General features: G+C 71.6%; 8 protein-coding genes. 4 read left to right on the top strand and 4 right to left on the bottom strand.

Features of this window, described 5'->3' with window-relative positions; all coding sequences use genetic code 11:
- Positions 1-28: 28 nt before the first annotated feature.
- Together ACFYUS_RS33940 and ACFYUS_RS33935 are read left to right on the top strand one after the other, a co-directional pair.
- Positions 29-913, top strand: a complete 885-nt coding sequence (locus ACFYUS_RS33940; RefSeq protein WP_388861085.1) for a metal-dependent hydrolase — start codon at positions 29-31, stop codon at positions 911-913.
- Positions 913-1,965 carry a PDR/VanB family oxidoreductase gene (locus ACFYUS_RS33935; protein WP_388861082.1) on the top strand — a complete coding sequence of 351 codons (1,053 nt, stop codon included), beginning with the start codon at positions 913-915 and terminating at the stop codon, positions 1,963-1,965. The genes ACFYUS_RS33940 and ACFYUS_RS33935 overlap by 1 nt, the downstream gene beginning before the upstream one ends.
- A 15-nt stretch (positions 1,966-1,980) precedes the next feature.
- On the opposite strand, the gene ACFYUS_RS33930 is transcribed toward ACFYUS_RS33935, so the two are convergent.
- Positions 1,981-2,370: a hypothetical protein gene (locus tag ACFYUS_RS33930; protein WP_388861079.1), complete on the bottom strand. Its 390-nt coding sequence runs from the start codon at positions 2,368-2,370 to the stop codon at positions 1,981-1,983.
- 37 nt (positions 2,371-2,407) lie between these two features.
- Between ACFYUS_RS33930 and ACFYUS_RS33925 the strand changes: the two genes are divergently transcribed.
- Positions 2,408-3,130 (top strand): TetR/AcrR family transcriptional regulator, encoded by a 723-nt coding sequence (locus tag ACFYUS_RS33925; RefSeq protein ID WP_388861076.1) that lies wholly within the window; start codon positions 2,408-2,410, stop codon positions 3,128-3,130.
- On the opposite strand, the gene ACFYUS_RS33920 is transcribed toward ACFYUS_RS33925, so the two are convergent.
- Positions 3,115-3,447, bottom strand: a complete 333-nt coding sequence (locus ACFYUS_RS33920; protein ID WP_388861073.1) for a 5-carboxymethyl-2-hydroxymuconate Delta-isomerase — start codon at positions 3,445-3,447, stop codon at positions 3,115-3,117. The genes ACFYUS_RS33925 and ACFYUS_RS33920 overlap by 16 nt on opposite strands.
- A gap of 53 nt (positions 3,448-3,500) precedes the next feature.
- Between ACFYUS_RS33920 and ACFYUS_RS33915 the strand changes: the two genes are divergently transcribed.
- Positions 3,501-3,944: a GNAT family N-acetyltransferase gene (locus tag ACFYUS_RS33915; protein WP_388861070.1), complete on the top strand. Its 444-nt coding sequence runs from the start codon at positions 3,501-3,503 to the stop codon at positions 3,942-3,944.
- Between the two features lie 44 nt (positions 3,945-3,988).
- Here the strand turns inward: ACFYUS_RS33915 and pulA are convergent, their stop codons facing one another.
- Together pulA and ACFYUS_RS33905 are read right to left on the bottom strand one after the other, a co-directional pair.
- Positions 3,989-9,280 carry a pullulanase-type alpha-1,6-glucosidase gene (pulA, locus tag ACFYUS_RS33910; protein ID WP_388861068.1) on the bottom strand — a complete coding sequence of 1,764 codons (5,292 nt, stop codon included), beginning with the start codon at positions 9,278-9,280 and terminating at the stop codon, positions 3,989-3,991.
- 44 nt (positions 9,281-9,324) lie between these two features.
- Complete coding sequence (locus ACFYUS_RS33905) at positions 9,325-11,010, bottom strand: carbohydrate-binding module family 20 domain-containing protein (RefSeq protein WP_388861065.1); 1,686 nt, start codon at positions 11,008-11,010, stop codon at positions 9,325-9,327.
- Between the last annotated feature and the right edge of the window lie 101 nt (positions 11,011-11,111).

Genomic DNA, 11,111 nt, shown 5'->3' with positions numbered 1-11,111 from the left:
GCCGCTTACCCCTCAGTACATTGACGTCATGTCTAATACGCAGCCTGCACCGGTGGCGTCGGAGCACGTCGAGCTCAAGGCCCGCAAGGTCTCCTTCGACTGGGAGGAGACACCGCTCCACTGGGTACCGGGCGACCCCTTCACCACGCACACCATCAACGTGCTGCACCTGCTGCTGCCGGCCGGCGAGCGCTGGTTCGTCCACGTCTACAAGCAGGCGCTGCCGTACATCACCGACGACCGGCTGCGCGAGGACGTCATCGGCTTCATCGGCCAGGAGGCCATCCACTCCCAGGCCCACGACGACGTCCTCCCCCACCTGCGGAAGCTGGGCCTCGACCCCACCCCGTACACCGCGCAGGTCGACTGGTTCTTCGAGAAGCTCCTCGGGGACCGGACCCTGCCGCCCGGCCGGCCGCGCCGCTGGTGGCTCATGGAGCGGGTCGCGCTGATCGCCGCCATCGAGCACTACACCGCCTTCCTCGGCGACTGGGTCCTCAACGCCGAGGAGCTCGACCGGGTCGGCGCCGACCCGACCATGCTGGACCTGCTGCGCTGGCACGGCGCAGAGGAGGTCGAGCACCGCGCGGTCGCCTTCGAGCTCTTCATGCACCTCGACGGCGGCTACCGGCGCCGCGCCCGCACCTGGGCGCTCGCCTTCTCCGCGCTCGTCTTCCTCTGGCAGCGGGGCATCCGCTTCTTCATGGAGAACGATCCGACCCTCCTCGATCCGAAGGCCTCCATCGGCGACTTCGTCCGCAAGGGCCGGCAGGGCGTCCTGCCCTCCACCCCGGCCATGCTGCGCTCCGTACCCCGCTACCTCAGCCGCGCCTACCACCCCTCCCAGGAGGGGAACACCGCGCAGGCCATGGCCTACCTGGCCTCCTCCCCCGGCGCCAACGGAGGCCGCTGATGCCCCGCCTCACCACCGTCGCCCTCGTCGCCGGGGCCGCGCTGCTCGTCCGCCGCGCCGTCCGCAACCGCATGACCACCGCCCCGCTGTGGCCGATGCCCGCCCTCGACACCCCCGTCTCCGGGTACGGGCGGGGCAGCACCGTCCCGCGCAAGGTGCGGGTCGCCGGGCGCGCCACGCCCGCCGAGGGCGTCGTCGAACTGCGCCTGGAGGGTGCCGGACTGCCCGCCTGGCAGCCGGGCGCCCACGTCGACCTCGTCCTGCCCTCCGGGCTCGTCCGGCAGTACTCGCTCTGCGGCGATCCCGGCGACCCCACCTCGTACACCGTCGCCACCCGCCTCATCGAGGACGGCCGCGGCGGTTCGCGCGAGGTCCACGAGCGGCTCCACGAGGGCGCGGAGATCGAGATCCGGGGGCCGCGCAACCGCTTCCCGCTCGTCGACTCCCCCTCGTACGTCTTCGTCGCCGGCGGCATCGGCATCACCCCGGTCCTGCCCATGCTGCGGGCCGCCGAGGCGGCCGGGGCGGACTGGCGGCTCGTGTACTGCGGGCGCGGCCGGGCCACCATGCCGTACCTGGAGGAGATCGAGCGGCTGGGCGGCGACCGCGTCACCGTCGTCGCGGAGGACGAATCCGGCTTCCCCGAGCTGGGGTTCCTCGCGCACCTTCCCGCCGAGACGGCCGTCTACTGCTGCGGGCCCGACGGGCTGATGGACGCGGTCGGCGCCGCGATGCCGGAGGGCCGGGCGCCGCGCCTCGAGCGCTTCACCGCCGCCGCGACGACCGGCGGCACCGCCTTCGAGGTCGAACTGCGCCGCTCCGGGCGGACGTTGACGGTGGCGGCCGACCAGTCGCTCCTGTCGGCGGTGCGCGAGGAGCTGCCCGGTCTCCTGTACTCCTGCCAGCAGGGTTTCTGCGGGACCTGCCAACAGCGGGTCCTGGAGGGCGAGGTCGACCACCGGGACGAGCTGCTCACCGACGAGGAGCGGGACGGCTCGATGCTGATCTGCGTCTCGCGCTGCGCGGGCAAGCGGCTCGTGCTCGACCTCTGAGACCGGCGAGAACCCCTACGGCAGGACCAGCCAGTCCAGGGCGAGCGCGGTGAGGAGGCCTCCGGCCAGGAGCCAGGTGCCCAGGCGCGTACGGCCGTTGCGGGAGAGTTCGATCACGACCCCGCAGAGGATCATGGCGAGTCCGTACACGCCGACGACCAGGACGGACGTGCGGCTCGCGAGCCGGATGACCAGCACCACGGCCAGGGCGACCAGGAGCACGGACGCGGCGGCGACGCGCAGCCGCCGCGCCTGCTTCGGGGTCAGTCCGGAGGCGGGGGCCCCGGTCTCCTCCTCCCCTTCCGGGTCAGGGGAGTCGGGGGTCTCCCGGGCCTCTTCGGTCTCCTGGAGCTCGTCGGCCTCCGGGGCCTCGGCCTTCGGGGTGTCCTGGTCGGAAGCGCTCATGAAGCAGGAGCGTAACGGACACCGTTAGGCTGTTCGTATGACGACCGGGGTACGCCGCAGGATGGGCGTCGAGGAGCGCAAGCAGCAGCTGATCGGGGTGGCCCTCGAACTCTTCAGCCACCGCTCTCCCGACGAGGTGTCCATCGACGAGATCGCCGCGGCCGCGGGCATCTCGCGGCCGCTGGTCTACCACTACTTCCCCGGCAAGCAGAGCCTCTACGAGGCGGCGCTGCGGCGGGCGGCGGACGAGCTGGCGGCCCGCTTCGTGGAGCCGCCGCGGGGGCCGCTCGGGGCGCGGCTGCTGCGGGTGATGGGCCGCTTCTTCGACTTCGTCGACGAGCACGGGCCCGGTTTCGCGGCGCTGATGCGCGGCGGGCCCGCGGCCGGCTCCTCCACGACGAACGCGATGATCGACGAGGTGCGGCAGGCCGCGTACGAGCAGATCCTCGCGCACCTGGAGGTCGAGAAGCCCTCCGCCCGGCTCGAACTGGTCGTCCGCTCCTGGGTGTCGCTCGCCGAGTCGACGGCGCTCCTCTGGCTGGACGGCCGCCGGGTCCCGCGCGCCGAGCTGGAGCTCCAGCTCGTGCACGACTTCGCCGCGCTGGCGGCGGTGAGCGCCGCGTACGACGCGGACATGGCGGAGATCCTGGTCGGCATCCTCGCCGACGAGCCGGCCGACGGCCCCTTCGGGGACCTCGTGGCCAGGCTCTCGGCGCTCGTGCCGGGCGTGTCCGGCGTGCCTGATCAGCGCTTGCGGTAGGAGCCGTCGAGGTCGCGGACCTCGACGGAGAGCGCGACTCCCTCGGCGGCCTTGAGGTAGGCGGGCAGCAGTTCCAGGACGGCGTCCGCGAGCCGTGCCTTGGCCTCGTCGGTGCGGCCGGCGAGGAGGGCGATCTCGACGTGCACGAGGACGTCGTCGTCCGCTCCGCCGCCGACGACGAACTCCTCGACCTCCCGGAACCGGGTCTTGCACGCGTCGAGCGTCGCGTCGACCGTCTCCACGACGATCGGGTGCAGCGCGAGCGCGAAGCCGCGCCGGTCGAGGGGCGCGGAGTAGTCGACGGTGATCTGCGGCATGGGGGTCACTCCTGGTGGAACGAATGTCTGGCCACACCTTTACGGTGATCGCCATGACGACACAAGTGACCTTCCGGCAGGCGGACGAACGCGATCTCGACCTTCTGGCGGGAATGTTCGACGGGGTGGCGCGCTGGATGGTGCGCAGCGGCATCGACCAGTGGAAGCCGGGGTCCCGGGGCCCCGGGCACTTCCGCGCGCGGATCGCGGAGGGCGAGGTCTGGATCGCGTCCCACGGGGGCCGGGCGGTCGGCGCGTACGAGCTGTGGTGGGAGGACGAGGAGGTCTGGGGGCCGCAGCCGCCGGTGGCCGGGTACGTGCACCGGCTGATGACCGACCGGGAGGCGGCGCCCGCCGGTGCGGGACGGGTGGTGCTCGCGCACGCGGAGGAGCGGATCGCGGCCTCGGGCCGGTCGCTGGCGCGCCTCGACTGCGAGGCGCGCAACCCCCGCCTGGGGACGTACTACGAGGGCGCCGGGTGTACGCGGTGCGGCTGATGGAGAAGGCCCTGGCGTGACGGGTGCCGCGCCGGGGCCGTCCGTCAGCTCGCGGCCTCGAAGACCGCCACCGTCCGCGCCGGGACCGTGAAGGTGCCCGTGGCCCGGTCGTACGTGGACGTCTTCACGACCGCGTCGGAGCCGCCGGCCTGGACCGGGTGGAGGGCGTAGCCCCTGCCCGCCAGGTCCGCGACCTTCTGCGACGTGCCGTCCGGGGTCGCGTTGAGGACGACGACCAGGTCGCCGAGGCGCATGGTGATGACGCCGGGGGTCTCGTCGCGGCCGGAGAGCGGGAAGGACAGGGCCTGCTGGACCCGGTCCGTCGTGGCCAGGGAGAAGACCGGTTCGGTGGTGCGGATCTTCTGGAGGTCCCGGTAGGCGGCGGAGGTGCCGTCGATCTGGGCGCAGCCGACCGTCAGGGCCGGGTTGACCAGCAGCGGCTTGCCGTAGGACCACTTGGCCTTGTTGTCGGCGGCCGGGGGCAGGCCGCGGCCGAAGCCGTTGCCGTCGCGGCAGTCCCAGTGGATGGCGTTGAACCAGTCGCCGCTGTCGAAGGAGTTGCGGTCCAGGGACTTGGAACGGAGGAGGTCGCTGCCCGCCTGGGAGAGCGAGGGGCCCTGGGAGAGCGTGGCCGTGGCCATGGCGAGGACCTGCATGCGGGCGCGGTCGGCCGGGGACGTGTCCGCCGGGAGCTTGAAGGCGAGCGCGTCGTAGAGGGACTCGTTGTCGTGGGCGTCGGTGTAGGCGAGGGCGTCGCCGGGGGCGGCGGCGTATCCGGCGGGGGCGCCGTTGTAGTCGACCTGGCTGCCCTTGACCGTACGGCCCGAGGTGTCGGTGAAGGTGTAGTCGGCGAGGTCGCCGGTCAGGCCGACCTTGATGAGGTCCTGGTAGTGCAGGAGGCGGGCCTTCTGCTCGGCCGGGGTGCCGTTGGCGCCCGAGGCGTTCGGGTCGGTGTAGAGGCCGCTCGCGAAGCCCTGGACGCCGGGGTCCGCGTCGAAGGGGCCGCCGCCGCGGACGGCGTCGCGGGCCCGGTCGGAGAAGGTGGCGATGCCGGTGCCGGCCATGTTCTTCTGGGTGGCCTGGACGAAGCGGGCGTCGTCGGCGACCTCGCCGAAGTTCCAGCCCTCGCCGTAGAGGACGATCGCCTTTCCGTCGACGCCGTCCTTCGCCACGGTCAGCTCGTCCAGGGCCTTCCGCACGGCCAGGATGTTGGCCTTCGGGTGGTGGCCCATGAGGTCGAAGCGGAAGCCGTCGACCTTGTACTGCTTGGCCCAGGTGACGACCGAGTCGACGACGAGCTTGCCCATCATGGCGTTCTCGGGCGCGGTGTTGGCGCAGCAGGTGGAGGTGGCGACGGAGCCGTCGGCCTGGAGGCGCTGGTAGTAGCCGGGCACGATCCTGTCGAGGACGGACTTGTCGGACTGTCCGGCGGCGACGGTGTGGTTGTAGACGACGTCCATGACGGTGCGCAGTCCGTCGCCGTTGAGGGCCTGGACCATCTGCCGGAACTCGACCGTGCGGCGGGTGCCTTCGGGGTCGGTGGCGTAGGAGCCCTCGGGGACGGTGTAGTGCAGGGGGTCGTAGCCCCAGTTGTAGGCGTCCTCGGCCGCGGCGGCGGTGACGCAGGCCTGCTGCTCCTCGGAGTCGGGGGCGTAGACCTTCAGGTCGCAGGCGGGGGCGGTCTGGTCGGACTTCTTCTCGGGGACGGTGCCGAGGTCGAAGGCCGGGAGGAGGTGGACGTAGGAGGTGCCGGAGGCGGCGAGCGCCTTCAGGTGCTCCGAGCCCTTGCTGTCCTTGTCGGTGAAGGCGAGGTAGGTGCCCCGGTGGTCGGCCTTCGCCGTCGGGTCGGCGATCGAGAAGTCCCGGATGTGGAGTTCCTGGATCTGGGCGTCCCGCAGCGGCACGGCGGCGGGCTTCTTCAGCTCCTTCCAGCCCTTGGGCGCCAGGGCCGGGTCGGTGAGGTCGACGACGAGGCTGCGGGCGGAGTCGGTGGTGAGGGCGGTGGAGTAGGGGTCGGTGACCCGGTTCTCGACGACCTTCCGGACGGTCGGCGCCCACACCTTCACGACGTACCGGTACGGCTTGCCGGTCCAGGTCCGGGGGCCGGTGACCGACCAGACGCCGGAGGCGGGGTCGCGCCGCATGGGCACGGTCCTCCCGTCGAGTTCGAGGGCGACGGACCGGGCGGTGGGGGCCCAGAGGGAGAGGGTGGGGCGGCCGTTCCGGAAGACCGGTCCGAGCTGCGCCCGCGTGGCCTTCGGCGCGTACAGGTCGTCGAGGACGCCGGCGGTCTGGACGCCGGTGGCGGCGAGCAGGGCGCCGTTGGCGGCGCGCTGGGTGGCGATCAGCTGGCCGCGCAGGGAGTCCCGCACCCGGTCGGCGTCGCGCGGGTCGACGGTGAAGGCGGGGTACGCGGCGAGGTGCGGGAACTTCGCCTTCTGGGCGTCGCTCAGCGCGGACGGGGTGAGGCGGAGCCAGCGGCCCTCGTCGCTCAGGGCGCCGTCGGTGACGGTGATCCCGCCGTCCTTCGCGTACACCAGCTGCTGGCTGGTGGCGTCGGTGGTCTTGACCTTCCAGACGACGGTGTTCCGGTCGATCCACTGGGCCTCGGCCTTGCCGAGGTCGAGGTTCGGGGTGCCGCCGACGGTCGGGAGGAGGTACGTGGGCTGTCCGGCGAGCAGCCAGGCCTCGGTCCCGTACGTGCCGAGGTCGAGGGACTGGTCGGTGGGCAGGTCCTTCGCGTCGCCCTTGTGCAGGATGTACGAGAGGGAGCTCGCGCCCTCCGCCAGCGGCACCTCGTACACCGCGCCGTACGCGTCGAAGCGCGTCGGCATCAGCGGCCGGGACCAGTCGGTGGGCTGGGCGGCGCCGGTCCACAGGTGCAGACCCCAGCCGTCGTAGTTCCCGTCCTCCCGCTGGTAGTGGAGGACGGCCTTCGTCCTGTCCGGGGTCACCGGTGCCGGGTTCGTGTCGGACTGGCCGTCGGCGCCCTGCGTGATCCAGACCTCGCCGGTGCGGCCGAGGGTGATGCCGCGCTGCGGGCCGTCGGCGGTGCCGTCCTTCTCGACGGTGTACGTGACGGTGGAGGCGCCCTCGGGGACCTTGACCCAGGCGAAGGCGCCGAAGGCGTCACGGCCGGTGAAGACGGCGTCCTGGCCGGCGGCCTTCAGCTTCCAGCCGTCGTAGTCGCCGTCCTGGCGCTTGTAGTGGACGACGGCGTACGTCCGCTCGACGGCGACCGGCTTCTCGGGGGCCGGGGGCGCGCCCGCGGTGGTGGCGGCGAGGGCGCTCGCGGTGCGGCCGGCGCTGTCGACGGCGACGGCCTTGTAGCGCAGGGCGGTGCCGGCGGGGGCGGTGACGTGCTGGGTGACCTTGTAGGGGGCGTGGTCGGCGGTGCCGAGGGTCTGCCAGCGGCCGTCGCCGACCTGGGCGGCGAAGACGACCCGGTCGAGGCCGCCGCCGGTGACGTCGGCGGAGAGCTCGACGGTGCCGGTGGAGCCTGCGGCCGGGGCCTTGAGCGTCACGGTGGGCTTCGTCGCCGGGGCGGGCAGCGGGGCGCCGGCCTCGAGGACGAGGGAGGAGAGGGCCGGGACGGTGACGGTGACCTTGCCGTCGTTCGCCGCGACGGCGCCCTGACCCCCGTACAGGGTGCGGAAGTCGGCGGAGTCGACGGGGACGGTCACGGTCTTCGCGGTGGTGGCGCCGTTGACGGCGACGAGGTACTCGGTGCGCGTCTTCGCGTCGGTGCGGGTGAAGGCGTAGACGGAGCCCTCGGCGTACCGCTCCTGCTGGACGCCGTCGCGGAGGGCCGGGTTCTCGCGGGTGAGCTTCGAGAGCGCGGCGATCGAGCGGTACAGCGGGTGCGTGGGGTCGTACGCGTCGGAGGCGTGCGTGCGGTCGGTGCCGAGCTGGTCGTCGTCGAGGTAGTCGGCGGTCTTCGAGGCGAAGAGGGTCTGGCGGGCGTCCTTGTCGCCGCCGGGGCCCGTGAAGCCCTGCTCGTCGCCGTAGTAGACCACCGGGTTGCCCCGGGACAGGAACATCAGCTCGTTGGCGAGCCGGTCGCGGCGGACGAGCTCCTCGTCGGAGGCGTTCGGGTTGTCCTGCTTCAGGAAGGTCCCGATGCGGCCCATGTCGTGGTTGCCGAGGAAGGTCACCTGCTCGTAGGCGTTGGCCTTGTCGGTGGTGTACCGGTAGTCCTCGGCGAAGACCTTCGCGAGGCGGTCGGCGCCGGCGCCCTGGGAGGCGAAGGCGCGGGCCGCGTCCTGGAAGGGGAAGTCGAGGGTGGCGTCGAGCCGGCCCCGGGTGACGTACGGGGAGGTGACGGCGGTGTCGGCGGAGTACACCTCGCCGAACATGAAGAAGTCCTCGCGGCCCCGCTTCTTGGCGTACGCGTCGAGGGCAGTGGCCCACTGCGTCCAGAAGTCCAGGTTCACGTGCTTGACGGTGTCGATGCGGAAGCCATCGATCCGGAAGTCCCGGACCCACTTCTCGTAGATCTTCTCCATGCCCTCGACGACCTCGGGACGCTCGGTCCACAGGTCGTCGAGCCCGACGAAGTCGCCGTACTCGGCGGACTCCCCCACCCAGGTGGAGTCGCCCCGGTTGTGGTACATCGTCGGGTCGTTGAGCCAGGACGGGACCTTGCCGCCGGTCGTCGTCGGCGTGTACGGGAACGAGTCCGCGTCCACCTTGCCGATCTTCGCGCGGTCGTCGAAGGGGCGGCCCGTCGCGTCGAGGTAGGGGTAGGCGCCCTTGGGGCGGTAGCCGTACTTCTTCTCCGCGTAGTCGACGGTGTCGGCGGTGTGGTTGGTGATGACGTCGAAGAAGACCTTCATGCCCTTGGCGTGGGCGGCGGCGATCAGCCTCTCCAGGTCCTCGTTGGTCCCGAAGTGCGGGTCGACCTGGGTGAAGTCGGTGATCCAGTAGCCGTGGTAGCCGGCGGAGGCGTCCTTGCCGGTGCCCTGCACGGGCCGGTTCTTGAAGATCGGCGCCATCCAGATGGCCGTGGTGCCGAGGCCCTTGATGTAGTCGAGCCGCTCGGTGAGGCCCTTGAGGTCGCCGCCCTGGTAGAAGCCCTTGTCGCTCGGGTCGAAGCCGGTCTCCGTACGGCTGCCGGTGAGGCCGCCGCGGTCGTTCCCGGTGTCGCCGTTGGCGAAGCGGTCGGGCAGGACGAAGTAGAACTGCTCGCGGGTGAGGTCCTGGCGGGCCGGCTGGGCGGCGAGCGACGTGTCGGAGGGCGGTGCGGGCGGCCGGGGTGCCGCCGTCGCGGGGACGGCGGGCACGAGGGCGGCGCACAGGGCGGCGGCCAGCGCGACCGCCGTTCTCTTGCGTATCACGGGGGTGCTCCCTGGAAAGTCCCCGGCGAGGGGGACGGGGGACGTCAGTTGCGGAAGGTGTCGTTCAGGACGATCTGGCCCGAGGCGGGGACGGTCGCGGTGCGGTTGGCGCCGGACTCCCAGGTCACGTTCCCGGCCGCGTCCTTGCGGATGTACTTGTACTCGAAGGCCGTTCCGGCGGGCAGGTTCACCGCCAGCTTCCAGACGGGGTACGAGGCCGGGTCGAGCTTGAGGGCGGAGGCGGGGGCCCAGGCGCCGAGCTCGGGGCGGTTGCCGGTGACGTAGATGTTCTGGCCGGTGACCGTGGTGGCGTTGACGTTGAAGGAGGCACCGGCGGTGGCCGGCTGGGTGCCGCAGCTCATGGCCCCGGTGTGCAGGGCGAGAGCGGTGCCGGCGGCGAGGGTGGCCGTGAACTGGCCGTTCGTGCCGACGGTGACCGGGGTGTTCGACTGCACGTCGCAGTAGGTGCCGGCCGGCAGGGAGGTCTGGAAGGTGCGGGTCAGGGCGGAGGACTCGTGGTTGATCGCCACGTACGCCTTGGAGCCGCGGCCGAACGCGATCGCGTTGCCGCCGTTGTCCCACCAGTTCGTGACGGCCTGCCCGCGGGAGGTGTTGCGGAAGGCCACCATGGAGGAGATCTCGCGCCAGGCGTGCTGACACTTCCAGCCGTCGCTGTAACAGGCGTTCACCTGGCCGTTGTTGGGCGGGCCCGCGTCCTTGTCGGTCCACTCGTAGCCGGAGTGGACGTCCGGGGAGCCGTAGGGCCAGGCGAGCATGAAGACGGAGGCGAGGGTGTAGTTCGCGCCGTCCTTGTAGGTGAGGGTGTCGCCGCCGCGCTCGGTGTCGTGGTTGTCGACGAAGACGCCGGACTGGGCGGAGGGCATGTAGCCCCAGGCCTCGCCGAAGTTCTTGAGGTAGGCGAGCTTCTCGTTCTGCAGGACGCGCTTGAGGTCGCGGGCGTAGCGGAACTCCTGGACGTCGCCGTTGCCGAGGTACTCGCTCGGCTGGACGGCCTCGCCGGCGCCGTAGATGGCCTCCTGCTTCCAGTAGACGGAAGGATTCGTCAGCCGGGACTTGATGTTGGCGAGGTCGGCGGCCGGCATGTGCTTGGCGGCGTCGATGCGGAAGCCGTCGACGCCCAGCGAGAGCAGGTCGTCGAGGTAGCCGGCTATCTTCCCGCGGACGTAGTCCTCGCCCGTGTCGAGGTCGGGGAGCTGGACCAGTTCGCAGTTCTGGACGTTGGCCCGGTCCTGGTAGTTGGAGATCGCGGCCCGGCAGTCGTCCATGTCGGCGCCCGAGTAGAGGCCGGGGTAGTCGTACTTGGAGAACGGGGTCCCGCCCGTTCCCGTGCCCGATCCGTTCGCCATGTGGTTGATGACGGAGTCGGCGACGACCTTGACCCCCGCCGCGTGGCAGGTGTCGATCATGTTCTTGAAGGCGGCGCGGTCGCCGAGACGTCCGGCGATCTTGTAGCTGACCGGCTGGTACGAGGTCCACCACTGGCTGCCCTGGAGGTGTTCCTGGGGCGGGGAGACCTGGACGTATCCGTATCCGGCGGGGCCGAGGCGCTGGGTGCACTCCCGGGCGACGGAGGCGAAGTTCCATTCGAACATCACCGCGGTGACGTCCTTCTCGCCGGGCGGGGCGGCCTGCGCCGGGGCGTTGCCCGTGACGGCCACAGCGGCTCCCGCCACGAGGGCGAGTGCAGCGGCCACGGTCTTTCTGGCCATGCTTCCTCCTGCTGACTTCACTGTCGCAAGAAGTTGCCGAAAGGTTCAGCAACTGTTTTCAGCCGTGACCGTACGAGTGCCCCGGCGCCCGGTCAACCCTC

This window comes from Streptomyces sp. NPDC004284, assembly GCF_042874035.1.
Lineage (GTDB): Bacteria > Actinomycetota > Actinomycetes > Streptomycetales > Streptomycetaceae > Streptomyces.
The sequence above is the reverse complement of the archived record's forward strand: the minus strand, read 5'-3'. Positions and strand labels throughout refer to the sequence as shown.

Excerpts from the sequence above, each read along its gene's own strand:
- ACFYUS_RS33920 (WP_388861073.1), bottom strand. The coding sequence starts at position 3,447 with ATGCCGCAGATCACCGTCGACTACTCCGCGCCCCTCGACCGGCGCGGC.
- ACFYUS_RS33905 (WP_388861065.1), bottom strand. The coding sequence starts at position 11,010 with ATGGCCAGAAAGACCGTGGCCGCTGCACTCGCCCTCGTGGCGGGAGCC.
- ACFYUS_RS33915 (WP_388861070.1), top strand. The coding sequence starts at position 3,501 with ATGACGACACAAGTGACCTTCCGGCAGGCGGACGAACGCGATCTCGAC.
- ACFYUS_RS33935 (WP_388861082.1), top strand. The coding sequence starts at position 913 with ATGCCCCGCCTCACCACCGTCGCCCTCGTCGCCGGGGCCGCGCTGCTC.
- ACFYUS_RS33940 (WP_388861085.1), top strand. The coding sequence starts at position 29 with ATGTCTAATACGCAGCCTGCACCGGTGGCGTCGGAGCACGTCGAGCTC.
- ACFYUS_RS33925 (WP_388861076.1), top strand. The coding sequence starts at position 2,408 with ATGACGACCGGGGTACGCCGCAGGATGGGCGTCGAGGAGCGCAAGCAG.
- ACFYUS_RS33930 (WP_388861079.1), bottom strand. The coding sequence starts at position 2,370 with ATGAGCGCTTCCGACCAGGACACCCCGAAGGCCGAGGCCCCGGAGGCC.